This window comes from Pseudomonas sp. BRM28 (assembly GCF_002939405.1).
Classification (GTDB): Bacteria; Pseudomonadota; Gammaproteobacteria; order Pseudomonadales; family Pseudomonadaceae; genus Aquipseudomonas; species Aquipseudomonas palmensis.
On the sequence record NZ_PEFV01000001.1, the window covers coordinates 1,182,354 to 1,207,675 of the forward strand.

Here is a 25,322-nt window from a genome sequence, read left to right on the forward strand (position 1 = left end):
GGTTTATTCCCCTTTGGCCCCTGCTGACGCTGCATTGGCCTGGGACGGTTGGGCAGGCTTGACGTTGGTGGCTTCGCTGACCTTGACCTCGATACCCGGCTTGACGAACTGCAGGCCTTCGGTGATCAGGCGGTCGCCCGGCTTCAGGCCTTCCTCGATCAGCCAGTCGCTGCCAACGGTACGGCTGGCCTTGAGCTGGCGCAGTTCGACCTTGTTGTCCTTGTCCACGATCAACGCGGTGGGCTGGCCCTTGAGGTCACGGGTCACGCCTTGTTGCGGGGCGAGGATCGCGTTGGCATTCACGCCGGCGGCCAGGCGTGCATGCACGAACATCCCTGGCAGCAAGTTGTGCTCGGGGTTGGGGAACACGGCGCGCAGGGTTACCGAGCCGGTGGTCTGGTCGACCGAGACTTCGGAGAACTCCAGGCGGCCTTCGTGGGTGTAGGTGGTGCCGTCTTCCAGGTTCAGCGAGACCTTGGCGGCGTTGGCCCCGGCCTTCTGCAGTTGCCCGCTTTCGAGCTCGCGGCGCAGCTTGAGCAGCTCGGCCGAAGACTGGGTGACGTCGACGTAGATCGGGTCCAGCTGCTGGATCACCGCCATGGCATCGGCCTGGCCGTTGTTGACCAGCGCACCTTCGGTGAACATCGAGCGTCCGATACGGCCGCTCAGTGGCGCCAGCACCTTGGTGTAGCGCAGGTCGATCTGTGCGCTGCGCAGCGAGGCTTCAGCCTGCAAACGTTTGGCTTGTGCGTCGTCGTATTCCTGACGGCTCACCGCCTGCTCGGCCACCAGTTGCTTGTAGCGGTCCGACAGCGAGCGGGTCGATTGCAGGTTGGCCTGGGCGCTGGCCAGGGTCGCCTCGTACACCGACGGGTCGATCTGGTACAGCTGCTGGCCTTCCTTGACCTCGCTGCCTTCCTTGAACAGACGCTTGAGAATGATGCCGTTGACCTGTGGACGCACTTCGGCCACGCGGTAGGCGATGGTGCGCCCCGGCAGGTCGGAAGTCAGGGTATAGGCCTGGGATTGGAGGGTCACGACGCCGACCTGAGGAGCTTGCGCCGCAGGCGCCGCTTCTTCCTTTTTACAGCCGCTGAGCAGTGTTGCCAGGGCGACGGCGGAAACCAGAGCGGAAACAGCTGGCTTGAATTGCATGAAGATCCTCGGGTCGAAAGAGCTGAAGACGCTCAAGAGTAATGGAAACGGGATGAAGGGAAAATTAATTCCGGGTGGATAAGTAGGATGCTAAGGAATATACTTACATTCATGCTTGTTTGTAAATACCCGTGGCGCACCTTGTCGAGGTGACCACAGGCTTGATTAAGACACCCGGTAGAGGGCCCGACAGTGGCCATACCGGCTCAGAACCCGGACGCCCGCAGCGCGCGTCCGGCTCCTTGATGAGGTTGTACTGCCATGGTCCGTCGCACCAAAGAGGAAGCTCAGGAAACCCGCCAACAGATACTCGAGGCCGCCGAAAAAGCTTTCCATGCCCGTGGGGTGGCGCGTACCACCCTGGCGGATATCGCCAAGCTGGCCGGGGTGACCCGGGGTGCCATCTACTGGCACTTTCAGGACAAGGGCGAACTGGTGCAGGCCCTGCTCGACAGCCTGCGTGAGCCGATCGAGGCGCTGGCCCAGGCCGGCGAGAGCGAAGACGAGCCGGACCCGCTGGGCTGCATGCGCAAGTTGCTGATTCAACTGATGCAGCAGATGCTGCACGAGCCGCGTACCCGGCGCATCAATGAGATCCTGCATCATAAGTGTGAATTCACCGATGACATGTGTGAGATCCGTCAGCAGCGCCAGGCCACGACCCGCGACTGCTACGAGCGTATAGCGCTGACGTTGACCAATGCAGTCAGGCGTGGGCAATTGCCTGCGGACATGGACCCGCAGCGTGCCGCTATTGCAATATTCGCTTACATCGACGGCATCATTGGCAGCTGGCTGCTGCTGCCGGACAGTTTCGATATTGCCGGGGATGCCGAGCGGTGGATGGATACCGGGCTGGATATGCTGCGCTTGAGCCCGTCGCTGCGCAATTGAGCATTTGTGAGCATTTGTGAAGGTTGGCATAGGACGTTTCCCTGTCGTGCCCCGTGCCCGGTCAACAAAAAACACCCGCGCTGCTTGGAACGGTAGTCGGTGACCGGGTAGTCTGCCCCCAAGGACCATCAACTTTTCGTAGAGCCCTGGCATGAGTGCGCACAACCCGACCCTCAAAGGTGCCGAGCAGCCGCTCAAGGCAATCGCCCTGATGTGCATGGCGGTGCTGTTGTTCGCCAGCCACGATGCCCTGTCCAAATACCTTTCCGGCTTCTATGCCATCGTCATGGTGGTGTGGGCACGCTATGTGGTGCACACCCTGCTGATGCTGGTGGTGTTCGTGCCGCGCAGCGGCTTCTCGGCGGTGGTGCGTACACGCCGCCCCGGCCTGCAACTGGCCAGGGCGCTGTGCCTGATCGGCACCAGCCTGTTCTTCACCACCGGCCTGCGTTACATCCCCCTGGCCGAAGCCACCGCCGTGAACTTCCTCGCGCCCCTGCTGGTAACCGCATTGTCGGTACCGCTGCTGGGTGAACGGGTCAGCCGCGCCCAGTGGCTGGCGGTGCTGGCCGGGTTTGTCGGCGTGCTGATCGTGGTGCGCCCGGGCGGGGCGCTGTTCACCCCCGCAATCCTGCTGCCGTTGTGTTCGGCCTTCTGCTTCGGCTGCTACCAGTTGCTCACGCGCAAGCTCAGCGGCATCGACAGCCCGACCACCAGCAACTTTCTCACCGGCATCTTCAACAGCCTGATCATGACCGCGCTGGTGCCATTCTTCTGGAGCATGCCGACCCTGGGGCATGGCCTGTTCATGATCGGCCTGGGCACCTGCGGGATGCTCGGGCACATGCTGCTGACCCAGGCCTTCCGGCATGCCGCGCCGGCCATGCTGGCGCCCTTCAGCTACGGGCAGATCCTGTTCGCCGGCCTGTACGGCTACCTCATTTTCAATCACACCCCGGACGCCTACGGCGTGGTCGGCATTGCGGTCATTTGCCTGAGCGGCCTGGCGGTGGCCTGGGCGCAGCGGCGCAACTGACTACTGCCGGCCGCGCAGCTCGCGGTTGGGCAATGCCAGCGCCGCCGACAATCCCAGCAGGGAGACGGCGGCGCTACCCAGCAACAGGTTGCGAAAGGTCTGCAGCAACTGCGCCTGCACCGCCGCACTGGCCTGGCCGTCCTTGAGGCTGCCGATCAACGCCTCGCCGGCCAGGCTGAAGCCGCTGTCGTGCAGCAGGCTGAGCAGCAGTGCCGACATGCAGGCCACGCCCATCGCCCCGCCCAGCGAGCGGAACAGGTTGGTGGTGCTGGTCGCCACACCGATGTCCCGCGGCTCCACTGCGCTCTGGGTTGCCACCAGCGAGGTGGGGAACTGCAGGCCCGAGGCGATGCCGGTCAGCAGCATGAACGCGCCACTGAGCAGCACGCCGTCGATCGGGCTCAGGGCCATGCCGATGATCGCCACCGGCATCAACAGTGCACCGCCCAGAATCTGCGGCTTGTAGCGCCCGGTCAGGCTGGTCAGGCGGCCGCCGCAATAGGCGCCGATCGGCAGGCCCATGGCCAGGGGCAGCAGGTGCAGGGCGGCGCTGTCGGCGCCCGCCCCGGTGATGCTCTGAAAGCGCAGCGGCATCAGCATGGTCAGCGAGATGGCCTGGAAACTGGTGAAGAAGATCGTGCACCAGCACAGCACTGCCACCCGGTTGCCGAACAGCTGCAACGGCAGCAGTGGCTCGACGGCGCGGCGTTCGTGCAGCACGAATACGCCCAGCCCGAACAGGGCTGCCAGCAGCAGGCCGGCAACCGGGCCGGACCCGATGGGCTGGCCCTGGCCGATCAGGGTGATGCCCAGCAGCAGGGCCGTCAGGCCCAAGATCAACAGCACCGCGCCGGGGTAGTCCACCTGCGCCTTGCGTTGCGGCGTGGCCAGCCCGCGCAGGGTACGCTCGGTGACCCACCAGGCGGTCAGCCCCAGCGGCAGGTTCAGCCAGAACACCCAGCGCCACGACAGGTACTCGGTCAGCAGCCCGCCCAGCACCGGGCCGGCGACGCTGGCCAGGGCATACATGCTGCTGAAATAACCCTGGTAGCGACCGCGCTCGCGGGGCGGCACGAAGTCGCCGATGATCGCCTGGCTGACCGACACCATGCCGCCCGCGCCGATGCCCTGCAGTACCCGCGCCAGCACCAGTTGCTCCATGTTCTGTGCCAGCGCGCAGAACAGCGAGGCCAGGGTGAAAAGCCCGGTACCGGTCAGGATCATGCGCCGTCGGCCGTACAGGTCGCCGAGCTTGCCGTAGATCGGCACCGCCACGGTCATGGCCACCATGTAGCCGGAAATCACCCAGGCCAGCAGGGTCACGTCGTTGAATTGCGCGGAGATCGCCGGCATCGAGACCGCGACGATGGTCTGGTCCAGCGCGCCGAGGAAGATCGCCAGCATCAGCGCGACGAGCACGCTGCGCAGGGCGGGTTGCGGAGTGTTCAATTGCGTCACGAGGTAGCTCTGGGCAAGTGGGACCGGGTGCTGCCCAGTGTACTCGATAGCCTGCTAAGCGTCTTCGATGGGCTCGTAGGGCAGGCCCACGTAGTTTTCTGCCAGGGTCCTGCGCCCGGCCTCGGAGCCCACGAAGTAGTCCAGCTCGGTGTGCTGGATACGCTGGCTGAAGGCGTCGCTGTCGGGGAAGCGGTGCAGCATCGAGGTCATCCACCATGAGAAGCGTTCGGCCTTCCAGATGCGCCGCAGGCAGATCGCCGAGTAGCGTTCCAGCAGGTCGGTGCGGCCTTCGGCGTAGACCTTGCGCAGGATGTTGTACAGCGTGCTGACGTCGCTGGCGGCCAGGTTCAGGCCCTTGGCCCCGGTGGGCGGCACGATGTGCGCGGCGTCGCCGACCAGGAACAGGCGCCCGTACTGCATCGGCTCCACCACGAAGCTGCGCAGCGGGGCGATGCTTTTCTCGATCGACGGGCCGGTGACCAGGCGCTCGGCCAACTCGTCGGGCAGGCGCGACTTGAGTTCCTCCCAGAAGCGCTCATCCGACCAGTCCTCGACCTTCTCTTCGGCCGGCACCTGCACGTAATAGCGGGTGCGGGTGGGCGAGCGCATGCTGCACAGGGCGAAGCCGCGTTCGTGGCGCGCGTACACCAGCTCGTCGCTGACCGGCGGGGTGTCGGCCAGGATGCCCAGCCAGCCGAACGGGTAGACCCGCTCGAACACCTGCAGCGCCTCGCTTGGAATCGACTGGCGTGCCACCCCGTGATAACCGTCGCAGCCGGCAATGTAGTCGCAGTCCAGGCGATGCTGCTGGCCGTCCTTTTCATAGGTGACGTAGGGCTGCCCAGTCTTCATGTCGTGCGGGCGCACGTTCTCGGCGTGGTAGACCGTGGTCGCACCGCTGTCGGCGCGCGCGGCCATCAGGTCGCGGGTGACTTCGGTCTGGCCGTAGATCATCACGCCCTGGCCGCCGGTCAGGCCCTTGAGGTCGATGTGCTCGCGGCGCCCGTCGAAGGCCAGCTCGAAGCCTGCATGGGGCAGCCCTTCGGCGTCCATGCGCTGACCGACCCCGGCTTCGCGCAGCAGCTCGACCATGCCCTGTTCGAGCACGCCGGCGCGGATACGCCCCAGTACATAGTCGGGGCCCTGGCGTTCGAGGATGACGTTGGAGATGCCGGCGTTGTGCAGCAACTGGCCGAGCAGCAGGCCGGACGGGCCCGCACCGATGATCGCGACTTGGGTTTTCATGATTGTTGGACTTTTTATGATTGGAGTACCTGCATTTTTCGCTTGCCGGCTGGCCTTCTGAAGGGACAAACCGAGCACAAAGCGGTACTTTTCGCTAATAGGTGCGTTTATCGGACAGTGGTCGGGAAGCGAGGGTGTGATGAGCAGGGTGTCGATTCCGGTATTCAAGCTGTACGGCGAGACGCTGGGCTGGCCGACGCCCGACCTGCTGCACAGCGAGTCGATCCCGGCGCGCAGCCGCCTGCACCAGTGGGAGATCGAGCCGCACCGGCATGCCGACCTGTGGCAGCTGCTGTTTCTGTACAGGGGCCAGGCCGAGATCGAGCTGGAGGGGCAGGTGTGTCGCCTGGAGCAGGCGGCGATCCAGGTGGTGCCGGCGCTGTGCGTGCACGGCTTTCGTTTTTCCGAAGACGTCGACGGTTATGTGGTGACCCTGGCGGCGCCGCTGGTGGAGGTGCTGCAGCGGCAACTGACGGGCGTGCCAGCCGCCCTGCAGCGCGGCGCCAGTTACCTGGCCGGGGCCGACGCCGATTACCTCAACAGCCTGTTCAGCACCCTGCAGGCCGAGTACCAGCAGGACCTGCCCGGGCGCGAGTTGCAGCTGCATTCGCTGATCAACCTGATGGTGGTGTGGATCAGCCGCCAACAGTTGCGCCGCAGTGCCGGTGCCCAGGTGCCGGAACGTGGGCGCGAGTATCTGCAGCGTTTCAACGGACTGGTGGAGCAGCAGTTTCGCCAGCAGCCGAGCGTGGAGCAGCTGGCGCATCAGGTGGGGGTGTCGGTGGCAACGCTCAATACCTTGTGCCGGGCATTGGCCGGGCAGTCGGCGCTGCAGATCGTGCACCAGCGCATCGTGCTGGAAGCCAAGCGCGACCTGATCTACACCAGCCTCACGATCAACCAGTTGGCTGACAGCCTGGGTTTTGCCGACCCGGCATACTTCTCGCGCTTCTTCCGGCGCATGACCGGCCTTTCGCCCCGCGACTTTCGTCGTCGTGAACCTTCGCTGGCTACCTGACCACGCTCAGTGTGCCGGCATGGGGCAGGCAGTGGGCGGAGCTGCAGCTGGACGCCGCATAGGGTTGCTGGCGCAGCAGCTCGACCCGATACGCCGCTGCCCCGTACACCCCGAGCACGGCAGTGATGGCCAACAGGGCAGCGCACTTTCTGGATTTCAGGGTCATGGCACCAACCTCCTGTATCCCGCACACAGATGCTTCTACAAGCATAGGCCAGCATTGCGCCAGGTGCCTGCCGGTCAGTCCAGGCCGTGGTCCCAGTGGGGCGGGTCGGTGAAGCGTGCCGCCAGAAAGTCGAGCATGCTGCGCAGGGTTGCGGGCATGTGCTTGCGCGAGGTGTACACCGCGTTCAGGCCCAGTTCGCGGGGCCTGGCCTCGGGCAGCAGGCGTACCAGCGTGCCGCTGCGCAGGGCTTGCCACACCAGGTAGGTGGGCAGCATGGCGATACCGGTGCCGGCCAGGGTGGCGCGCTCCAGGGTCAGGGCCTCGTTGGCGCTGATATTGCCTTGCACCGGCACCGACACCTGTTCGCCGTCGACCTCGAAATGCCAGAGGCTGTGGCCGAAGTACGAATGGGTCAGGCAGTTGTGCTGGCTCAGGTCCTGCACCTGGCGCGGTACGGGGTGCTCGCGCAGGTAGGCTGGCGAGGCGCACACCACCGAGCGGCACACACTCAGGCGGCGGGCGATGAGGTTTGGGTCCAGGTCGTTGCTGACGCGGATGGCCAGGTCGATGCGTTCGTCCACCAGGTTGACCGTGCGGTCGAGCATCTGCAGGTCGACCTTCACCAGCGGGTAGCGCTTGACGTAGTCCGCTACCGCTTCCACCAGTTGCGCATGCCCGAACGAGGTACTGACGCTGATGCGCAGTTCACCCCGCGGCGCGTCATCCGGGGCGCCCACTGCAGCGTGCAGGTCGCCCACCAGTTCCAGCATCTGCCGGCAGCGCGGCAGGGTTTCCAGGCCGGCGGCAGTCAGGCTCAGCTTGCGCGTGGTGCGCTGCATCAGGCGCGCGCCCACCCAGTCTTCAAGTTCGGCCAGGTAACGCGAAACCACAGGGCGCGACAGGTCCAGGTGGTCGGCGGCGGCCGACTGGCTGCCCAGGTCGACTACGCTGACGAACACCTTCATTGCGGTGAGACGGTCCATGATCTGCCCGATTTCAGAAACAAACTATGTTGGAGCATCGCATTTTTTGTGATGGTTCGTGCAACTAAGCTGTGCCTCATCGATGACTTGAACAGGTATTGCTTGATGGCTGCTTTCTTTTCCCTGCGTCGCCTGCTGCTGGCGTGTGCCGCTTTCGGTGCGATCACCCAGGCCGTTGCCGGCGACGCACCGCTGAAACTGGACGTGTACAACCCCGGCAGCGAGGCGCTGTTTCCGGTCAGCTCGGTGATCGTCAGTGGCCAGCACGAGGCGATTCTGGTGGATGCACAGTTCGGCAAGGGCCAGGCCGAGCAGGTGCTGAAGAAGCTTCGCGATAGCGGCAAGCAACTCACCACCATCTACATCAGCCATGGCGACCCGGACTATTACTTCGGCCTCGACACCCTGACCCGTGCCTACCCCAAGGCCAAGGTGCTGGCGTCGCAGGCGACGGTCGCGCACATCAAGCAGACCATGGCTGCCAAGCTTGCCTACTGGGGCCCGCAGATGGGGGCCGACAAGCCCGCCCGGCTCGTCGTGCCTGACGTGCTGCCCGGCAACGTGCTCACCCTTGAAGGGCAGCGTCTTGAAGTGATCGGCCTGGACGGCCCGCAGCCCGACCGCAGCTTTGTATGGGTCCCGTCGATCAAGGCGGTGGTCGGCGGGGTAGTGGTGGCCGAGAACCTGCACGTGTGGATGGCCGACACACAGTCGGCGCAGTCGCACAAGGACTGGCTCGCGACCCTGGCGCGCATCGAGCAACTGGCGCCGCAGACGGTGGTACCGGGGCATTACCTGGGGCAGAGCAAGGGGTCGCTCGAGGCGGTGCGCTTCACCGCCGATTACATCCGCGCCTTCGATGCCGAAACCGCCAGGGCGGCCAACTCGGCCGAGCTGATCGCTGCAATGAAAAAACGTTACCCCGGCCTGGGCGAGGAGAGCTCGCTGGAGCTCGGCGCCAAGGTCGCCAAGGGCGAAATGAAGTGGTAAGTGTCGTTCAATCCTGATCGGAGGTTTCCATGAGCAAGATCGCAATCATCGGTGCTACCGGACGTGCCGGCAGCCAGTTGCTGGAAGAGGCCCTGCGCCGTGGCCACAGCGTCACCGCCATAGCCCGCGACCCGTCGCGCCTGCAGGGGCGCGAAGGGGTGAGCACGGTAGCCCTGGACGTGACCCGGGGCGAGGGGCTGGAGCAGGCCGTTGCCGGGCATGACGTGGTGCTCAGCGCCGCGCACTTTGCCACGGTGCCGGCGCAGGCGATCATCGGGCCGGTCAAGAAGGCCGGGGTCAAGCGCCTGCTGGTGGTGGGCGGGGCGGGCAGCCTGCTGCTGCCGTCAGGGGGAGCGCGTGATCGACGCGCCGGACTTCCCCGAGGCCTACAAGGCCGAGGCGAGCGCAGGTGGCGATTTTCTGCAGGCCTTGCGCCAGGAGCAGCAACTGGACTGGACCTTCCTGTCGCCGTCGGCGGAGTTCGTCGAAGGCGAGCGCACCGGTAGCTACAGGGTGGGCAAGGATCACCTGCTGGTCGACGCGAAGGGCAGGAGCTGGATCACCTTTGCCGACTATGCGATTGCGTTGCTCGATGAGGTAGAGAAGCCAGCGCATTCGCGTCAGCGCTTTACTGTGGGGTACTAGGGGCTGTATGAAAAGTCTTGAGACGAAGGTCAGGCAAGGCGAAAACAGCCGAGGAAGCGGAGTTTACGGGTTGTAAATGAGCATTCCGAGGCTGTTTTCAACGCAGCATCACCGAGTATCAAGGCTTTTCGTACAGAGCCTAGAAAGCATTCGCCGGCAAGGCCGGCTCCTACAGGTATAGGAGCCGGCCTTGCCGGCGACTGCATCAACGCGGTGCCCCTGCCTGCCCGCCCAACCACTCCAGCAAGGCCATCAACCCCGGCGCCGCCACCTGCGCGGGCCGCACCAGGTAATAGCCCTTGCCGGTCTTGACCCGCAGGTCGAACGGCATCACCAGCCGTCCGCTGGCCAGGTCATCGCCGATCAACGCCCAATCCCCTATCGCCACCCCGGTGCCCTGGGACGCCATCGACATGGCCATGTCCAACGTTTCGAAATGCTGGCGCCGGCCTTGCCTGGGCAGTTGCACGCCGGCTGCGCCAAGCCAGGTCGCCCAGTCCTTCTCGTCCCGCGCCGGGTGCAGCAGCATGTGCTGCTGCAGATCATCCAGCGTGCGCAACGGCAACTGCGGCGCGCACACCGGTGTCAGTTGTTCATCGAACAGCTTCAGCACCTGCAGGGCCGGATCAGGCTCGGCGCCATACACCACCGCCGCATCGAACGCTTCCCGGCGAAAATCCACCCCGTGCTGCACCGTGGTGGTCAGCTCCACCGGCACTTCCGGGTGCAGCGCCTGCCATTCCATCAGGCGCGGCAGCAACCAGCGCATCACGCAGGTCGGCGCCTTCAGTTGCAAGGTGGTGCGCTGCGCGCCCACCTGCTGCACGCCTTCCTCGATCAGCCCGAATACCTGCTGCACCCGCGGCAGCCAGTCCTGGCCCTCGCGGGTCAGGCTCAGGCCGCGTGCCTGGCGCACGAACAGCGCGTAGCCCAGGTGTGCTTCCAGGCCGGCGATCTGGCGGCTCACCGCGCCCTGGGTCAGGTGCAGTTGCTGCGCCGCACGGGTGAAGTTGCAGCATTGCGCAGTGATCAGGAAGGTGTGCAGGGCAGGCAAGGGAGGCAGGCGTTTCATTGGGGTAAGCCATGAGCTGTAGACATGGCTAGTATGAGGATTTTTGCATTGTGCCGGTAGCGCCTGGCGGGTCCAATCAGGCCTTGTTCCAGAATGATTCCAGGCAGACCACCATGGCGACTTGCGGCGAAGTATTGGTAAAACTCCTCGAAAACTATGGCGTGGACCATGTTTTCGGCATTCCCGGCGTGCACACGGTCGAGCTGTACCGCGGCCTTGCCGGCTCGACCATCCGTCATATCACCCCGCGCCACGAGCAAGGCGCAGGCTTCATGGCTGACGGCTTTGCCCGTACCCGTGGCAAGCCTGGGGTGTGCTTCATCATCACCGGCCCGGGCATGACCAACATCACCACCGCCATGGGCCAGGCCTATGCCGACTCGATCCCGATGCTGGTGATCTCCAGCGTGCAGTCGCGCAATGCCCTGGGCGGCGGTCGCGGCAAGCTGCACGAGCTGCCCAACCAGGGCGCGCTGGTCAGCGGTGTGGCGGCGTTCTCGCACACACTGATGAGCGCCGATGACCTGCCGGCCGTACTGGCCCGTGCCTTTGCGGTATTCGAGGGCGCGCGCCCGCGCCCGGTGCATATCGAGATCCCGCTGGACGTGCTGGTCGAAGACGCCGATCACCTGCTTGGCTGCGAGCCGGTACACATCGCCCGCGCCGGTGCCGCGCCAGGGCCGGTGGCGAGCATGGCGGCGCTGCTGGCCGCTGCCCGCCGCCCGTTGATCCTGGCCGGTGGCGGTGCCATCGACGCAGGCCCCGCACTCGCCCGGTTGGCCGAGCACCTGCAGGCGCCCGTTGCACTCACCATCAATGCCAAGGGCGTGCTGGCCTCCGGGCACCCGCTGCTGATCGGCTCCACCCAGTCGCTGGTGGCGACCCGTGCACTGGTGCGCGAGGCCGACGTGGTGCTGGCGATCGGCACCGAGCTGGCCGAAACCGACTATGACGTCACCTTCAAGGGCGGCTTCGAGATCCCCGGCGCCCTGCTGCGCATCGACATCGACCCGGACCAGTGCGTGCGTAACTACCCGCCCAGGGTGGCACTGGTGGCCGATGCAGAGCAGGCGGCGCAGGCCCTGTTGCTGGCTCTGGCCGAGCAGCCGGCGCCACCGCGCGAAGGCGAGTGGGGCGCGGCGCGGGCAGCGCGCCTGCGCGATACCCTGGCCAGCGAATGGGATGCGGCCACGCGGGCGCAGACGCTGTTCCTCGACAGCGTGCTGCAGACGTTGCCCGATGCCGTGCTGGTCGGTGATTCGACCCAGCCGGTGTACACCGGCAACCTGACCCTGGACCTCGACCAGCCGCGCCGCTGGTTCAACGCCTCGACCGGCTACGGCACCCTCGGCTACGCCTTGCCGGCGGCCATGGGCGCGTGGCTGGGCAGTGCGGAGCAGGCGGATCGACGCTTGCCTGCGGTGTGCCTGATCGGCGACGGCGGCTTGCAGTTCACCCTGCCGGAGCTGGCCAGTGCGGTGGAGGCGCAAGTGCCGCTGATCGTGTTGCTGTGGAACAATCAGGGGTACGAGGAGATCAAGAAGTACATGGTCAACCGCGCCATCGAACCGGTGGGCGTGGATATCCACACCCCCGATTTCATTGGCGTGGCCAAGGCCCTCGGTTGCGCCGCCGAAGCGGCGAGCGGGGTGGCGCAACTGCGCGAGGCGTTGTTGCGTGCCCGCCAACGCAGTGGCCCGAGCCTGATCGAGGTCGACCAGGCAGCGTGGATGCAGGCGGTGCAACCATGCTGAACCTGCCCGGTATCTACATCGAGGGCGCGTGGCATCACGGCGCGCAGCCGCTCACGGTAATCAACCCGAGCACCGGGCAGTCCCTGGCCGAGGTGGCCGGGGGCGATGGCGATGCAGTCGCCTGTGCCGCTACGGCGGCGCAGGCCGCTTTTGCCGGCTGGTCGCGTACCACCGGGGCGCACCGTGGCGAGCTGCTGCACAGGATCGCGCGGGGTGTGGAGGCCCGCCGCGAGCGACTGATCGAACTGCAATCGCGCAACAACGGCAAGCCCCTGGCCGAGTCGGCGATGGACGTCGACGATGTGGTGGCGACGTTCGAGTACTACGCGGGCCTGGCGCAGGCGCTTGACAGGCAGCAGGACCAGCCGCTGGCCTTGCCCAGCGAGGATTTCAGCGCCCGCCTGCGTCGCGAGCCGTGCGGTGTGGTCGGCCTGATCGTGCCGTGGAACTTCCCGATGGTGACCACCGCCTGGAAGCTGGCCCCGGCGTTGGCGGCAGGGTGCTGCGTGGTGCTCAAGCCGTCGGAGGTCACGCCCCTGGCCGAGCTGGAACTGGCCCGGATCATCGCCGAATGCGGCCTGCCGGATGGGGTGTTCAATCTGGTGTGCGGCACCGGGCTGGCGGTGGGGGCGCCGCTGACGAGCGACCCGCGTATCGCCAAGGTGTCATTCACCGGCAGCAATGCGGTCGGCGTGCAGGTGATGCAGCGCGCGGCCGAGACGGTCAAGGGGGTGAGCCTGGAGCTGGGCGGCAAGTCGTCATTGCTGGTGCTGGAGTCGGCCGAGCTGGAGCTTGCGCTCGAGCTGGCCTGCGCCGGCGGCTTCTTCAATGCCGGGCAGATGTGCTCGGCCACCAGCCGCGTGCTGGTGGCCGATGCGCTGTACGACGCCTTTGTCGACGGGGTGAAGGCACGGGCTGCGGCGATCCGGGTGGGTGACCCGTTTGCCGGCGACAGCGACATGGGGCCGCTGGTCAACCAGGCCCAGTACCAGCGCGTGCTGGGGCACATCGAGCGTGGCATGCACAGCGGCGCGCGCTTGCTGTGCGGTGGCAAGCCGCTCGAACACGCCGCTGGGTACTTCATCGAGCCCACGGTGTTTGCCGAGGTACCGCTGGACAGTGCGCTGTGGCGCGAGGAAATCTTCGGCCCGGTGCTGTGCGTGCGTCGGGTGGCCAGCGAAGCCGAAGCGGTGGCGTTGGCCAACGACAGCGAGTTCGGGCTGGTGGCCAGCGTGGTAGGTGCAGACCCGGCGGCCGCCGAACGGGTGGCCGACCAGCTGCAGGCCGGGCTGGTGTGGATCAACGCACCGCAGGTGATCTTCCCGCAGGCAGCGTGGGGTGGCTACAAGCAGAGCAGCCTGGGGCGCGAGCTGGGGCCCTGGGGGCTGGCGGCGTTTCAGGAGATCAAGCATGTGGTGAGGGCGGTGTAGCGTTCTTCGCCGGCAAGGCCGGCTCCTACAGGCGACCGCGTACTGCCTGTAGGAGCCGGCCTTGCCGGCGAAAGCGATCTAGAGCGCGCTACGCAACCTTGCCATGTCCCGCAGCGGTGGCGCGCCATACAGCCGGCTGTACTCGCGGCTGAACTGCGACGGGCTCTCATAGCCTACCCGATACCCCGCCACCGACGCCTCCAACCCATCGTTGAGCATCAGCCGCCGGGCTTCCTGCAAGCGCAGTTGCTTCTGATACTGCAACGGGCTCATCGAGGTCACCGCCTTGAACCGGTGGTGCAGGGTCGAGGCACTCAGGTTTACCTCCCGTGCCAGGTCGTCGATGCGCAGCGGGCGCTGAAAATGATCATTGAGCCACTGGATGGCCTGGCACACGCGGTGGGTCTGGGTGTTGGCCATGGCGATCTCGTACAGCCGCGCACCCTGCTGTCCGCGCAGCAGCCGATAGAGAATCTCGCGACGGATCAGCGGCGCCAGCACGGCAATGTCCTTGGGCGTATCCAGCAGGCGGATCAGGCGCAGCAATGCATCGAGCATCTGGGTGTCCAGGCGTTCGATGAACACCCCCCGCGACGACGGCTGCGACGGCACGCCCATCGGCCCGGCCTCGGCGATCAGGCTGTTGATCTCGGCCGGGTCGATGTCCAGGCGAATGCCCAGGCTGGGGTTCTGCGGGCTGGCCTCCAGCAGGGCACCGCTGATCGGCATCGCCACCGACACCACCATGTAGTGCAGCGGGTCGTACACATAGGTCTCGTCGCCCAGGCAGATCTCCTTGCGGCCCTGGGCCAGGATGCACAGCGCCGGCTGCGCCAGGGTCGGCATCGAGCGGGTGCTCTGCTCGTAGCGGCTCAGGTGCAGGTCGGCGATGGCCGAAGGCACCGTGCCGCTGGGGCAGTGGCGAACGACCAGCCCGGCCAGTTCCTGGCGCAGAAGCTCCAGGGCCGGGTCCAGCAACGGTGGGGTGGGGTCTGGGGCTGACATGTGCGGGTTCCTCTGCCGATGGGCGCAGCATAGGTTCGCGCACGCCGGGGCGCTAGCCGAATGCTGCGCGGTTCTTGCCTGATCCTGCGACGGGTGCAGAATCAGGCAAGCCGTCGACAGGAATCGCCTAACGCCGCGCGTGGCCTGGGCCGTAGCCTTGGCAGCCTGGGTTTTCTTCCCTGGCCGCTTCAAGGAGCACCGCACATGACGTCATCACAACCGGTCAGCCATCTTTCCTTCGTGCGCGCCAGCGTCGGCCGTTCGGCCGAGCTGGGCGTGCGCCTGCAGCAACTGCTCGAACCGTCGCGGCAAACCCCGGGGTGTCTGCATTTCAGCGTGCAGCGTTCCACCTGCGATGCCGACCTGTGGTTGCTCAACGGAGTGTGGGCCGATACTTCGGCGCTGCACGACTACTTTGCCTCGCCCAGCCTGCAGCTGTTTGGTGAACTGGTGCAGGCGCGGGTGGTGCACAGCCTCGACCTGCAGACGTTCACCGAGCAGCCGGCGAGTTAGAATGGCGCCTTTCCGGCAACCGATGTGGATGTGAGAGGCAATGGCACGTAAAGAATTCGACGTATTCGAGGCTGTTTCGGCGGTGGTGCCGGGCGAGGGTGGCTACAGCGCCGCGATCGCGGTCAAGGCCCTGGGCGCTGGCGGCGCACCGCGTTTTCACAAGGTGCTGCCAGGGCAGGTATTCAAGACCGCACTGGAGGCCGATGACGCTGCAGTGGTCGAACTGCAGCGCCTGAACGGCGTCAGTGACGACGCCGAACTGATCTGGTGATCAGGCCTGCGGGCGGGCCATCTTGAACAGGTTGCCCAGCTCGAAGTAATCCGCCGGGCCGCCGCCGCGCAGAATCGGCTCGGCGGCCGCGGTGTCGTAGATCCCTTCCTTGAGCAGGTGCTCGGCAATGTGCACCGCTACCACTTCGCCCAGAATCAGCCAGCTTGGCACCAGCGCCTGGTCGGCACGTTGCAGTTGCACGATCTGGGTCACCTTGCATTCGAACGACACCGGGCTTTCCTGCACCCGGGGTACCGCAATCACCCTGGAGGCTGCCGGGGTCAGCTGGCTCAGGGCGAACTCGTCGACCTCTGGCGCCACGGCGGCGCAGCTCTGGTTCATGGCGTCGGCCAGCGGGCGTGTGGCCAGGTTCCAGGCGAACTCGCCGGTCTGTTCGATGTTGTTCAGGCTGTCTTTGCGCCCGACGCTGCAGAACCCGATGATCGGCGGAATGTAGTTGAAGGCGTTGAAAAAACTGTAGGGCGCAAGGTTCAGGCGGCCGTCGCGGTCCTGGGAGGAGATCCAGCCGATCGGGCGCGGGCCGACGATGGCGTTGAACGGGTCGTGGGGCAGGCCGTGGCCTTTTGCGGGTTCGTAGTAGTACATCATCGGGCCTTGTGGGCGGAGGGTGCGCTAGTGTGCCAACAGTTGCCGGCCCTGAAAATGACTAAGCCCGGCCGAAGCCGGGCTGTGGCGCTGCATCGGCTGTCAGCTGATGCGGTGGGCCTGGGTGCGGTCGAAGCCATCTTCGACGAAGCGATGCGCGTTGGTGTGATCGAAACCGTCTTCTGCCACGGTGGCGGGCTGGGCGTGTTCCACGGCAAAGTTGTGCGCGTTGGTGCGGTCGAAGCCGTCTTCGGCGAAAGCGTTGGCGGCCAGGACAGAGAAGGTGAGGGCCAGCATCAGTTTGGTTTTCATGGGGGTAACTCCGGTGGTGAGGGGGTGTCTGTTGCTATGGGTTTGATTTTACGCCCGTTAATTTGATTAAAAAGCGCAAAATATTGCCTATATGAATCTATTAAATCGATGCGTCAGAAAGCGGTTGGCCTCTGCTGGCAAGCCAGTGCCCACAGTGTTTTGCGAGCGCCGAAGCACCCAGGGGCGCTGGCTTGCCAGCCAGGAGGACGACTCGGTTCTGAGTGGGCCCAGCATCGCGCACCCGCATTAATGCCGAATTAAGCCCACAAAAAAGGGGCCTCCATCGCTGGAGGCCCCTTGTCTACCGCAGCAAGCTGATCAGTCGGTCTCGATCCGCGAGTTGTTGCGGGTGTCCTTCATGAACACATACACCAGCAGCGAGACGGCAATGCACGCCGTGACGTACCAGTAGTAGCCGGTCTCCATGTTGATGCTCTTGAACCACAGTGCCACGTACTCGGCCGTGCCACCGAAGATCGACACGGTCAGCGCATACGGCAGGCCCACGCCCAGCGCACGGATCTCGGTGGGGAACAGCTCTGCCTTGACCACCGCATTGATCGAGGTGTAGCCGCTGACGATGATCAGTGCTGCCATGATCAGGAAGAACGCACCCCACCAGGTCTCGATGGTGTGCAGTGTGGTCAGGATCGGCACGGTGAAAAGGGTGCCCAACACACCGAAGGCGATCAGGATCGGGCGACGGCCGATCTTGTCCGACAGGCCGCCGATCACCGGCTGCAGGCACATGAACAGGAACAGGGTGGCCGCCGAGATCATGGTCGAGTCACTGATGCTCATGCCCACCGTGTTCACCAGGTACTTCTGCATGTAGGTGGTGTAGGTGTAGAACGCCAGGGTGCCGCCCATGGTCAGGCCGACCACGGTCGCCAGTTCCTTGGGGTGGCGCAGCAGGGTGCGCATCGAGCTTTCCTTGGCCTTTTCCTTCTTGGTGAACGAGGCCGTCTCTTCCATGCCGCGACGCAGGTACAACGCCACCACCGCGCACAGCGCGCCGATCACGAAGGGTACGCGCCAGCCCCACGAGTACAGCTGCTCGGTGGTCAGGGTCTGCTGCAGGATGATCAGCACCGCCAGCGCGATGAGCTGGCCGGAGATCAGCGTGACGTACTGGAAGCTGGAGAAGAAACCGCGACGCTCCTTGGTTGCCATCTCGCTGAGGTAGGTGGCCGAGGTGCCGTATTCACCCCCCACCGACAGGCCCTGCATCAGGCGTGCGATCACCAGCAGCACCGGCGCGGCGACGCCGATGGTTTCGTAGCTGGGTGTCAGGGCGATGACCAGGGAGCCGGCGCACATCAGCAGTACCGAGGCCATCAGCGCGGCCTTGCGGCCCTTGCGGTCGGCATAGATACCCATCAGCCAGCCACCGATCGGGCGCATCAGGAAGCCCACGGCGAAGATCGCGGCGGTGTTGAGCAGTTGGGTGGTGGTGTTGCCGGCCGGGAAGAAGGCCTTGGCGAAATACAGCGAGAACGCCGCGTAGACGTACCAGTCGTACCATTCGACCATGTTGCCGATGGAGCCGGAGAAAATCGACTTGAGGCGGCTGGAGGTGGTTTTTTCAGCGGGTGCGGCCGCTGCCCCAGCAGGCAGAGAGGTGGAGTTATCCATTGAAGCAACCTTCTAGTTGTTTTTGTGGTGCGCGTGTAAACGCGGCCTGACAGGGCCATAGCAGGACCCGTGCCAGCCAGCGAAGGCCCGGTTTAGAAGGGTTTGGCAGGTCGAATGAGCGGAAATCCGCTCATTGGCGGCGCAGTGATAGGCAAGAATCCGCCTATGAGCCGGGGCGTTCGAGGAAGTCTTCGCGCACCAGTGCGTGGCGTTGCATCTTCTCGTTCAGGGTGCGTCGGGGCAGTTGCAGCTCCTCGAGCACCGCCTTGATGTCGCCCTGATGACGGCTCAGGGCGGCGCGCAGGCACTGGGCCTCGAAGGCTTCCTGCTGGGCAGCCAGCGATTGCCCGGTATGCGCCACTGCCGCCGATTGCGCATCGTCCAGCCCCAGGGCGTGGCGCTCGGCGGCGTTGGCCAGTTCGCGCACGTTGCCCGGCCAGTCGTGGCTGAGTAGCCGGCCCAGTTGTGCGCCACTGGGGTCGGCGGCGCTGCGGCCCAGGCGCTCGGCGGCGGCGCGGGCAAAATGGGCAAACAGCAGGGGGATGTCTTCGCGCCGCTCGCGCAACGGCGCCAGGCGCAGTTCGGCCACGTTCAGACGGTACGCCAGGTCTTCGCGAAAGCGCCCGGCGCGGGCTTCGAGCAGCAGGTCGGGCTTGGTGGCGGCAATGATGCGCAGGTCCACGCTGATGCTCTGGTTGGCGCCCAGGCGCTCGAGCTTGTGCTCCTGGATCACCCGCAGCAGCTTGGCCTGCTGGGCCAGCGGCATGCTCTCGATCTCGTCGAGGAACAGCGTGCCACCGTTGGCATATTCGAGCTTGCCGATGCGCTTGCCCTGGGCGCCGGTGAAGGCGCCGCTCTCGTGTCCGAACAGCTCGGCCTCGAACAATTGCTCAGGGATCGCCGCACAGTTGAGCGCCACGAACGGCTTGTCGGCCCGCGGGCCGAAATCATGCAGGCACCGCGCGACGCGCTCCTTGCCGCTACCGGTTTCGCCGCGTATCAGCACATTGACCGGCAGCCCGGCCAGGTCCAGCACCTGGCGACGCAGTTGCTGCAGGCCAGGCGACATGCCCAGCAGGGTGTTTTCCAGGCGCACCTTGAGGTCGGCCTGTTCATGCAGTCGGCGGTTCTCCAGCACCAGCTGGCGTTTCTCCAGGGCGCGGCGCAGGCTGCCGAGCAGGCTGTCGGGGCTGAAGGGCTTTTCCAGAAAATCGTAGGCGCCATTGCGCATGGCTTCGACCGCCATCGGCACGTCGCCATGCCCGGTAAGCAGAATCACCGGCAGGTCGGCATCACGCCCCTGCAGTTGCTCCAGCAGTTGCAGGCCACCCATGCCGGGCATGCGCACATCGCTCAGGATCACCCCGGGAAAATGCTCGGGCAGCTGTGCCAGACACGCCTCGGCACGTTCGAACAGCTGCACCTCGAAGCCGGCCAGGCTCAGCCACTGCTGCACCGCGGTACGGATGCTGGCCTCGTCGTCGACGACAATCACCGCATTCAGCATGCAGGCTCCGGGTCGCAGGGCAGGGTCAGGCTGAAACGCGCACCGCCGGGCTGGTTGTCGACCTGCAGGCGTCCGCCGGCTTCATGGATGATGCCGTAGGAAATCGCCAGCCCAAGGCCCAGCCCTTCGCCCACCGGCTTGGTGGTGAAGAATGGGTCGAACACGCAGCCCAGGTGCTCCTGCTTGATGCCGCCGCCGCTGTCGAGCACGCTCAGGTGCCAGTGGTCATGCTGCTTTTCGATACGGATCTCCAGGTGTTTCCAGGTTTTGTCGGCCATGGCGTCCAGGGCGTTGCGCAACAGGTTGATCAGCACCTGTTCCAGGCGGATGGCGTCGCCGCGTACCCAGGCCGGACGCGCCAGGTACAGCGCGGTGCTGACGCCCTCGGCGCGGATGCGCGGGTCGAGCAACTGTAGCGCCTGGTCGACCACGGTGGCCAGGTCCAGACGTTCGCGCAGGCCGCTGGGGCTGTTGCGGGCAAAGGTTTTCAGGTGTCCGGTAAGGGCCGCCATGCGCGTGAGCATCTGGTCCAGCGGCTGCAGGGCCTGGCGTGCTTCGTCCAGGCGCTCGCTGTCGAGCAGCAGGCGCAGGGTGGCCAGTTGCATGCGCTGGGTGGTCAGCGGCTGGTTGAGCTCGTGGGCCAGCGCGGCGGACATCTGCCCCAGCGCCGCCAGCTTGGTCGACTGCACCAGGCCCTCCTGAGCCATGCGCAGTTCATGGGTGCGTTCCTCCACCAGGCGCTTGAGCTCGTCGCGGCTGCGCTGGCGCAGGCGGGCCAGGCGCAGGCGCTGGCTGATGAACAGCACCGCGAACACCAGGGTCAGCCAGACGGCGGCGGCCGTCAGCCCGGCGTTGCGCTCGTCATCCCCGGTGCGCGGTGTGCGCAGCAGGTGCAGGGTCCAGCCCTCGGCTTCCAGCGGCAGGCTTTCCCACAGGTAGTCGGTGTCGCCTTCGGGGCGCTGAACGCGCACCAGGTGGCTGTTGTCGTCAAAGCGGGTCAGCACCTGGCGCTGCAGGGGCAAGAGCGACTTCTTGTCGTACTGGCGGGTGGCGTCCAGCTCATTGAAATCGGCCGCCGATAGCGGGTTCAGCTCGCGGTAGCGCCAGCCATCCTGGTTGGCCAGGAAGATGATCCCTCGGGCGTCGCTGACCAGCAGCACGTCGCTGCCCTGGCGCCATTCGCGCTCAAGCTCGGGAAACTCCAGCTTGACCACCATGGCCCCGAGAAACCGCCCCTGGTCGCCCAGCACCGCGCTGGACAGAAAGTAGCCGGGAATGCCGCTGGTCACCCCCACTGCATAGAAGCGCCCGCTGCCCTGGGTGCGGGTCTGCTTGAAGTACGGTCGAAAGCCGTAGTTCTGCCCCACGTAGGTGGTAGGCAGGCGCCAGTTGCTGGCCGCCACGGCCAGGCCGGTGTGGTCGAGCAGTTCGAGGGTGGACGACCTGGCGGCGCCGTTGATGCGTTCGAGCTTGCGGTTCAACGCGTCCTGGGTCGCTTCGCCCACCGGGCCACCGAGGGCTGCGATGAGTTCGGAGTCCAGCGCCAGCACAGCGGGCAGGGCGCGGTAGCGTTCGATCAGGGTGTGCAGCGAGTTGGCGTACAGCGCCAGTTGCTGGCTGGCCCGCTGGGTATCGTCGAGCATGGCCTGACGCTTGGCCTGATTCATCGCCCAGCCAGCGGCCAGCAGGGTGCCGGCGGTGATCAGCAGCAGAATCAGGCCCAGTCGCACGGCGCGGTAAGTGAACGGCATGGCAAGCAGTACCCTGGCAGGGGGGAAGGCTGCCAGGCACTTCCCCGTGAACGTCACAGCGACTTACAGCAGCTCGAAGCGTTGCTGTTGCACGGTTTCGGAGTCCAGGCCGACCTGGACGTTGAACTCGCCAGGTTCGGCAACCCACTGCAACTGGCTGTTGTAGAACTTCAGGTCGTCCGGCTGCACGGTGAAGTGCAGGGTGCGCTCCTCGCCGGCCTTGAGCATGAGCTTCTGGAAGTTCTTCAGTTCCTTGACCGGGCGGCTCATCGAGGCGGCCACATCCTGCAGGTACAGTTGCACCACGGTTTCGCCGTCACGCTGGCCGGTGTTCTTCACGCGCACACTGACCTCCAGGCTCTGGCCCTGTTTCAGTGTTGTGCTCGACAGGCTCGGCGCCGACACACTGAAGGTGCTGTAGCTCAGGCCGTAGCCGAAGGGGTACAGCGGGCCGTTGGGCTCCTCGAAGTACTGCGAGGTGTAGTTGCCGGGCTTGCCGGGGGTGAACGGGCGGCCGATGCGCAGGTGGTTGTAGTACATCGGGATCTGCCCCACCGAGCGCGGGAAGGTGATGGCCAGCTTGCCCGAGGGGTTGTAGTCGCCCAGCAGCACGTCGGCGATGGCGTTGCCGCCCTCGGTGCCGCTGAACCAGGTTTCCAGGATGGCGTCGGCCTGCTCGCGCTCCCACGCCAGCGACAGCGGGCGACCGTTCATCAGCACCAGCACCAGCGGTTTGCCGGTGGCCTTGAGGGCCTTGATCAGCTCGCGCTGCACCGCCGGGATCTCCAGGGTGGTGCGGCTGGACGATTCGTGGGACATGCCCCGCGATTCGCCGACCACGGCCACCACCACGTCCGACTGCCTGGCGGCCTTGACCGCTTCGTCGATCAGCACGGCAGCCGGGCGCGGGTCATCGACGATTTCCGGGGCGTCGAAGTTGAGGAAGTTGAGGTAGTCGAGCACGGCCTTGTCGCCGGTCACGTTCGAGCCTTTGGCGTAGAGCACCCTGGCCTTGTCGCCCAGGGCACGGCGCAGGCCCTCGCGCACGGTCACCGACTGGTGCGGGCGACCGGCGGCGGCCCAGCTGCCCATCATGTCGATCGGGGCATCGGCCAGCGGGCCGACCAGGGCGATGGTGCCGGACTTTTTCAGCGGCAGGGTCTGCTGGCGGTTCTCCAGCAGCACCAGGCTGCGACGAGCCACGTCCCGTGCGATGTCGCGGTGCAGGCGGCTGTCGGCATAGGCGTCGGCCGGGTCGTCCTTGGCCTGGCCGATGCGCCGGTACGGGTCGGCGAACAGGCCCATGTCGTACTTGGCGCCGAGAATCTCACGCACCGCGTTGTCCAGCTCGGCCGGGCTGACCGCGCCGGACTTGAGCAGCCCCGGCAGTTCCTGGCCATACAGCGTGTCGTTCATGCTCATGTCGATGCCGGCCTTGATCGCCAGCTGCGCCGCCTGCTTGCCATCGGCGGCCACGCCGTGGCGCACCAGCTCGGTGATCGCCCCATGGTCGCTGACGGTCACGCCCTTGAAGCCCCAGTCGCGGCGCAGCAGGTCGTTCATCAGCCAGGTGTTGGAGGTGGCTGGCACGCCGTTGATCGAGTTCAGCGCCACCATCACGCCGCCGGCACCGGCATCGATGGCGGCGCGGTAGGGCGGCAGGTACTCGTTGTACATGCGCGTGGGGCTCATATCGACCGTGTTGTAGTCGCGCCCGCCTTCCACCGCGCCGTACAGGGCAAAGTGCTTGACGCTGGCCATGATGCTGTCGGCGTTGGCCGGGCTGTGGCCCTGGAACGATTCGACCATCACCCTGGAGATACGCGACACCAGGTAGGTGTCTTCGCCAAAGCCTTCGCTGGTACGGCCCCAGCGCGGGTCGCGGGCAATGTCGACCATGGGCGCGAAGGTCATGTCGATGCCGTCGGCGGCGGCTTCCAGGGCCGAGGTACGGCCGACCTGGGCGATGGCCTGCATGTCCCAGCTGGCGGCCAGGCCCAGGCTGATCGGGAAGATGGTGCGGTGGCCGTGGATCACGTCATAGGCGAAGAACATCGGGATCTTCAGGCGCCCGCGCATGGCGGCGTCCTGCATGGGCCGGTTCTCGTCACGGGTGATCGAGTTGAAGGTACCGCCGATGCGCCCGGCGGCGATTTCCTCGCGGATTTTCTCGCGCGGCATTTCCGGGCCGATGCTGATCAGGCGCAACTGGCCGATCTTTTCCTCGACGCTCATCTGCTTGAGCAGGTTGGCGATGAACGCCTGTTTGTCTTGCAATGGCGCGGCGGCAGGCGAGTCAGCGAAGGCCGACTGGCTGGCCAGGCTGACGAGCAGGCCCAGCAAACACAGCTTGTTCATGAATTCTGTTCTCAAGGCTGCGGCAGTCGTCACGGTGCAGACTGGCAAGCCGAAGTTGGGGAAGCGGCTATTGTTGTAGTTTGCTGGGGCATCTTTTAGCCGATTGGGCCATCACGATCCAGCGGCGGCGTCGGATTATGCCTCAAGTCCGGCGCATTTCGAGCACTCACGGAGCGTAGCGACAATGCAGGTATCGAACAGAGCACGGTTGTGGCTGGTGCTGGCACTGGCCAGCCTGCTGGCCGGTTGCGGCATCAACAACATTCCCCAATACGACGAACAGGTCAAGGCGGCCTGGGCCCAGGTGCAGAACCAGTACCAGCGCCGTGCCGACCTGATTCCCAACCTGGTCGAAACGGTCAAAGGCTACGCCAGGCAGGAGCAGGCCACCTTGACCGCGGTCATCGAAGCGCGGGCCAAGGCCACCTCGATCAAGGTCGATGCCAGCACCCTGGACGATCCTGAAAAACTGCGCCAGTTCCAGGCCGCACAGGCCCAGCTGGGCGGTGCGCTGGGGCGCCTGATGGTGGTCTCGGAGCGTTACCCGGACCTGAAGTCGAACCAGAACTTCCTGGCCCTGCAGTCCCAGCTCGAGGGTACGGAAAACCGTATCGCGGTGGCGCGCAAGGACTTCATCGCCGCCGTGCAGCGCTACAACACCGAGATCCGTACCTTCCCCGGGCGCCTGTGGCACAGCGTGATGTACAGCGACATGCCGCTGCGCGAGAACTTCGAGGCCACCAGCGCCGATGCCGACAAAGCGCCTGAAGTGAAATTCTGATGCGTGTGCTCAAGGCGGCGCTGCTGCTGGTGCTGCTGGCGGCGAGCGGCTGGCTGTGGGCCGCGCCCCAGTTCCCGGCGCTCAGTGCACGGGTGGTGGACCAGGCCGGGCTGCTAGACGGCGCCACCCGCAGCCAGCTTGAGCAGATGCTCAAGGCCCACGAGCAGGCCACCGGCGAGCAGGTCGTGGTGGTGACCCTGGCCAGCCTGCACGGGCAGGCCATCGAGGACTATGGCTACCAGCTGGGGCGCCACTGGGGCATCGGCCAGCAGGGCAAGGACAACGGTGCGCTGTTGATCGTCGCCCCCCAGGAGCGCAAGCTGCGCATCGAAGTCGGCTATGGCCTGGAGGGCCGCCTGACCGATGCCCAGGCCTCGGTCATCATCAACAGCGTGATCACCCCGGCGTTTCGCCGTGGCGACTTCAGCCAGGGCATCGTGCTTGGCACGGCGGCCATCCTTCAGGTGCTGGGCGGCGCACCGCTGGACGAGCCGGCGCGACCTCTGGCAGACGAGGCGCAGCAACAAGGTGCGCCGGTCTGGGCGGTGGGCCTGTTCATCCTGATGATCATCATCGTGTTCGCCCTGCAGGGCCTTGGCGGGGGTGGCCGCGGTGGGCGCGGGGGCTTTGGCGGTGGTCTTGGCGGCGGTTTCGGGGGCGGCCTGGGCGGTGGCGGCGGTGGCTTCAGTGGCGGCGGCGGCAGTTTCGGCGGGGGCGGGTCCTCCGGCGGCTGGTAA

At 65.8% G+C, this 25,322-nt stretch carries 22 protein-coding genes and 2 pseudogenes; 11 read left to right on the forward strand and 13 right to left on the reverse strand.

The genetic code is table 11. The features are described from left to right. Nucleotides 1-3: 3 nt before the first annotated feature. Nucleotides 4-1,155, reverse strand: a complete 1,152-nt coding sequence (locus CR917_RS05605; protein WP_043860767.1) for an efflux RND transporter periplasmic adaptor subunit — start codon at nt 1,153-1,155, stop codon at nt 4-6. A gap of 261 nt (nt 1,156-1,416) precedes the next feature. On the opposite strand from CR917_RS05605, the gene CR917_RS05610 reads away from it, so the two are divergent. Further along, a complete protein-coding gene (locus CR917_RS05610) occupies nt 1,417-2,049 on the forward strand; it encodes a TetR family transcriptional regulator (RefSeq protein ID WP_104571994.1) in 633 nt (210 codons plus the stop codon). A 151-nt stretch (nt 2,050-2,200) separates the two neighbouring features. Continuing rightward, the gene (locus tag CR917_RS05615; protein WP_043860769.1) at nt 2,201-3,085 is read left to right on the forward strand and encodes a DMT family transporter; all 885 of its coding nucleotides are present in this window, start codon (nt 2,201-2,203) and stop codon (nt 3,083-3,085) included. On the opposite strand, the gene CR917_RS05620 is transcribed toward CR917_RS05615, so the two are convergent. Next, nucleotides 3,086-4,489 (reverse strand): MDR family MFS transporter, encoded by a 1,404-nt coding sequence (locus CR917_RS05620; RefSeq protein ID WP_054914927.1) that lies wholly within the window; start codon nt 4,487-4,489, stop codon nt 3,086-3,088. Between the two features lie 108 nt (nt 4,490-4,597). After that, entirely contained in the window at nt 4,598-5,788 is a 1,191-nt protein-coding gene (gene pobA, locus CR917_RS05625; protein ID WP_078479553.1) for a 4-hydroxybenzoate 3-monooxygenase, read from the reverse strand. Between the two features lie 139 nt (nt 5,789-5,927). Between pobA and CR917_RS05630 the strand changes: the two genes are divergently transcribed. Further along, entirely contained in the window at nt 5,928-6,806 is an 879-nt protein-coding gene (locus CR917_RS05630; protein ID WP_078479554.1) for a helix-turn-helix domain-containing protein, read from the forward strand. Here CR917_RS05630 and CR917_RS27365 read toward each other — a convergent pair. Both CR917_RS27365 and CR917_RS05635 read right to left on the reverse strand, forming a co-directional pair. Further along, on the reverse strand, nt 6,799-6,972 hold the full coding sequence (locus CR917_RS27365) for a hypothetical protein (protein ID WP_167400210.1): 174 nt from the start codon (nt 6,970-6,972) through the stop codon (nt 6,799-6,801). The genes CR917_RS05630 and CR917_RS27365 overlap by 8 nt on opposite strands. Nucleotides 6,973-7,046: 74 nt before the next feature. Continuing rightward, nucleotides 7,047-7,955 carry a LysR family transcriptional regulator gene (locus CR917_RS05635; protein WP_104571995.1) on the reverse strand — a complete coding sequence of 303 codons (909 nt, stop codon included), beginning with the start codon at nt 7,953-7,955 and terminating at the stop codon, nt 7,047-7,049. 105 nt (nt 7,956-8,060) lie between these two features. Between CR917_RS05635 and CR917_RS05640 the strand changes: the two genes are divergently transcribed. Both CR917_RS05640 and CR917_RS05645 read left to right on the forward strand, forming a co-directional pair. Next, on the forward strand, nt 8,061-8,945 hold the full coding sequence (locus tag CR917_RS05640) for an MBL fold metallo-hydrolase (RefSeq protein WP_104571996.1): 885 nt from the start codon (nt 8,061-8,063) through the stop codon (nt 8,943-8,945). A 29-nt stretch (nt 8,946-8,974) separates the two neighbouring features. Next, nucleotides 8,975-9,590, forward strand: a pseudogene (locus tag CR917_RS05645) (NAD(P)-dependent oxidoreductase). Between the two features lie 205 nt (nt 9,591-9,795). Here the strand turns inward: CR917_RS05645 and CR917_RS05650 are convergent. Then, nucleotides 9,796-10,662 (reverse strand): LysR substrate-binding domain-containing protein, encoded by an 867-nt coding sequence (locus CR917_RS05650; RefSeq protein ID WP_058540916.1) that lies wholly within the window; start codon nt 10,660-10,662, stop codon nt 9,796-9,798. A gap of 113 nt (nt 10,663-10,775) precedes the next feature. Between CR917_RS05650 and CR917_RS05655 the strand changes: the two genes are divergently transcribed. Next, entirely contained in the window at nt 10,776-12,416 is a 1,641-nt protein-coding gene (locus CR917_RS05655; RefSeq protein ID WP_104571997.1) for a 5-guanidino-2-oxopentanoate decarboxylase, read from the forward strand. Continuing rightward, complete coding sequence (locus CR917_RS05660; RefSeq protein WP_104571998.1) at nt 12,410-13,846, forward strand: aldehyde dehydrogenase family protein; 1,437 nt, start codon at nt 12,410-12,412, stop codon at nt 13,844-13,846. Before CR917_RS05655 ends, CR917_RS05660 begins: the two co-directional genes overlap by 7 nt. 78 nt (nt 13,847-13,924) lie before the next feature. Here the strand turns inward: CR917_RS05660 and CR917_RS05665 are convergent, their stop codons facing one another. Continuing rightward, a complete protein-coding gene (locus tag CR917_RS05665; protein ID WP_054914792.1) occupies nt 13,925-14,851 on the reverse strand; it encodes an AraC family transcriptional regulator in 927 nt (308 codons plus the stop codon). A gap of 204 nt (nt 14,852-15,055) precedes the next feature. Here CR917_RS05665 and CR917_RS05670 point away from each other — a divergent pair, with 204 nt between their 5' ends. Together CR917_RS05670 and CR917_RS05675 are read left to right on the forward strand one after the other, a co-directional pair. Next, nucleotides 15,056-15,364 carry a putative quinol monooxygenase gene (locus CR917_RS05670; RefSeq protein WP_058540919.1) on the forward strand — a complete coding sequence of 103 codons (309 nt, stop codon included), beginning with the start codon at nt 15,056-15,058 and terminating at the stop codon, nt 15,362-15,364. Nucleotides 15,365-15,404: 40 nt separating this feature from the next. After that, the gene (locus CR917_RS05675) at nt 15,405-15,635 is read left to right on the forward strand and encodes a hypothetical protein (protein WP_054914791.1); all 231 of its coding nucleotides are present in this window, start codon (nt 15,405-15,407) and stop codon (nt 15,633-15,635) included. On the opposite strand, the gene CR917_RS05680 is transcribed toward CR917_RS05675, so the two are convergent. From CR917_RS05680 to bglX, 6 genes and pseudogenes are all read right to left on the reverse strand, one after another. Then, nucleotides 15,636-16,241, reverse strand: coding sequence for a flavin reductase family protein (locus CR917_RS05680; protein WP_058540920.1), 606 nt, complete (start codon nt 16,239-16,241; stop codon nt 15,636-15,638). It lies immediately after the preceding gene. Between the two features lie 105 nt (nt 16,242-16,346). Continuing rightward, nucleotides 16,347-16,553, reverse strand: a pseudogene (locus CR917_RS05685) (hypothetical protein); the annotation flags it as partial. A gap of 318 nt (nt 16,554-16,871) precedes the next feature. Beyond that, nucleotides 16,872-18,188, reverse strand: coding sequence for an MFS transporter (locus tag CR917_RS05690; protein ID WP_043860783.1), 1,317 nt, complete (start codon nt 18,186-18,188; stop codon nt 16,872-16,874). Nucleotides 18,189-18,351: 163 nt separating this feature from the next. After that, nucleotides 18,352-19,695: a sigma-54 dependent transcriptional regulator gene (locus tag CR917_RS05695; protein WP_078479560.1), complete on the reverse strand. Its 1,344-nt coding sequence runs from the start codon at nt 19,693-19,695 to the stop codon at nt 18,352-18,354. Beyond that, the gene (locus tag CR917_RS05700) at nt 19,689-21,446 is read right to left on the reverse strand and encodes an ATP-binding protein (protein ID WP_043860785.1); all 1,758 of its coding nucleotides are present in this window, start codon (nt 21,444-21,446) and stop codon (nt 19,689-19,691) included. Before CR917_RS05700 ends, CR917_RS05695 begins: the two co-directional genes overlap by 7 nt. A 63-nt stretch (nt 21,447-21,509) precedes the next feature. Then, on the reverse strand, nt 21,510-23,804 hold the full coding sequence (bglX, locus tag CR917_RS05705) for a beta-glucosidase BglX (protein WP_104571999.1): 2,295 nt from the start codon (nt 23,802-23,804) through the stop codon (nt 21,510-21,512). A gap of 184 nt (nt 23,805-23,988) precedes the next feature. On the opposite strand from bglX, the gene CR917_RS05710 reads away from it, so the two are divergent. Together CR917_RS05710 and CR917_RS05715 are read left to right on the forward strand one after the other, a co-directional pair. Then, complete coding sequence (locus tag CR917_RS05710; RefSeq protein ID WP_043860787.1) at nt 23,989-24,585, forward strand: LemA family protein; 597 nt, start codon at nt 23,989-23,991, stop codon at nt 24,583-24,585. Beyond that, complete coding sequence (locus tag CR917_RS05715) at nt 24,585-25,322, forward strand: YgcG family protein (RefSeq protein ID WP_100633562.1); 738 nt, start codon at nt 24,585-24,587, stop codon at nt 25,320-25,322. The genes CR917_RS05710 and CR917_RS05715 overlap by 1 nt, the downstream gene beginning before the upstream one ends.

What these genes read in the sequence shown, in the direction of transcription:
- CR917_RS05605 (WP_043860767.1), bottom strand. Translation starts at nt 1,155, where the DNA reads ATGCAATTCAAGCCAGCTGTTTCCGCTCTGGTTTCCGCCGTCGCCCTG.
- CR917_RS05610 (WP_104571994.1), top strand. Translation starts at nt 1,417, where the DNA reads ATGGTCCGTCGCACCAAAGAGGAAGCTCAGGAAACCCGCCAACAGATA.
- CR917_RS05615 (WP_043860769.1), top strand. Translation starts at nt 2,201, where the DNA reads ATGAGTGCGCACAACCCGACCCTCAAAGGTGCCGAGCAGCCGCTCAAG.
- CR917_RS05620 (WP_054914927.1), bottom strand. Translation starts at nt 4,489, where the DNA reads ATGCTGGCGATCTTCCTCGGCGCGCTGGACCAGACCATCGTCGCGGTC.
- pobA (WP_078479553.1), bottom strand. Translation starts at nt 5,788, where the DNA reads ATGAAAACCCAAGTCGCGATCATCGGTGCGGGCCCGTCCGGCCTGCTG.
- CR917_RS05630 (WP_078479554.1), top strand. Translation starts at nt 5,928, where the DNA reads ATGAGCAGGGTGTCGATTCCGGTATTCAAGCTGTACGGCGAGACGCTG.
- CR917_RS27365 (WP_167400210.1), bottom strand. Translation starts at nt 6,972, where the DNA reads ATGACCCTGAAATCCAGAAAGTGCGCTGCCCTGTTGGCCATCACTGCC.
- CR917_RS05635 (WP_104571995.1), bottom strand. Translation starts at nt 7,955, where the DNA reads ATGGACCGTCTCACCGCAATGAAGGTGTTCGTCAGCGTAGTCGACCTG.
- CR917_RS05640 (WP_104571996.1), top strand. Translation starts at nt 8,061, where the DNA reads ATGGCTGCTTTCTTTTCCCTGCGTCGCCTGCTGCTGGCGTGTGCCGCT.
- CR917_RS05650 (WP_058540916.1), bottom strand. Translation starts at nt 10,662, where the DNA reads ATGAAACGCCTGCCTCCCTTGCCTGCCCTGCACACCTTCCTGATCACT.
- CR917_RS05655 (WP_104571997.1), top strand. Translation starts at nt 10,776, where the DNA reads ATGGCGACTTGCGGCGAAGTATTGGTAAAACTCCTCGAAAACTATGGC.
- CR917_RS05660 (WP_104571998.1), top strand. Translation starts at nt 12,410, where the DNA reads ATGCTGAACCTGCCCGGTATCTACATCGAGGGCGCGTGGCATCACGGC.
- CR917_RS05665 (WP_054914792.1), bottom strand. Translation starts at nt 14,851, where the DNA reads ATGTCAGCCCCAGACCCCACCCCACCGTTGCTGGACCCGGCCCTGGAG.
- CR917_RS05670 (WP_058540919.1), top strand. Translation starts at nt 15,056, where the DNA reads ATGACGTCATCACAACCGGTCAGCCATCTTTCCTTCGTGCGCGCCAGC.
- CR917_RS05675 (WP_054914791.1), top strand. Translation starts at nt 15,405, where the DNA reads ATGGCACGTAAAGAATTCGACGTATTCGAGGCTGTTTCGGCGGTGGTG.
- CR917_RS05680 (WP_058540920.1), bottom strand. Translation starts at nt 16,241, where the DNA reads ATGTACTACTACGAACCCGCAAAAGGCCACGGCCTGCCCCACGACCCG.
- CR917_RS05690 (WP_043860783.1), bottom strand. Translation starts at nt 18,188, where the DNA reads ATGGATAACTCCACCTCTCTGCCTGCTGGGGCAGCGGCCGCACCCGCT.
- CR917_RS05695 (WP_078479560.1), bottom strand. Translation starts at nt 19,695, where the DNA reads ATGCTGAATGCGGTGATTGTCGTCGACGACGAGGCCAGCATCCGTACC.
- CR917_RS05700 (WP_043860785.1), bottom strand. Translation starts at nt 21,446, where the DNA reads ATGCCGTTCACTTACCGCGCCGTGCGACTGGGCCTGATTCTGCTGCTG.
- bglX (WP_104571999.1), bottom strand. Translation starts at nt 23,804, where the DNA reads ATGAACAAGCTGTGTTTGCTGGGCCTGCTCGTCAGCCTGGCCAGCCAG.
- CR917_RS05710 (WP_043860787.1), top strand. Translation starts at nt 23,989, where the DNA reads ATGCAGGTATCGAACAGAGCACGGTTGTGGCTGGTGCTGGCACTGGCC.
- CR917_RS05715 (WP_100633562.1), top strand. Translation starts at nt 24,585, where the DNA reads ATGCGTGTGCTCAAGGCGGCGCTGCTGCTGGTGCTGCTGGCGGCGAGC.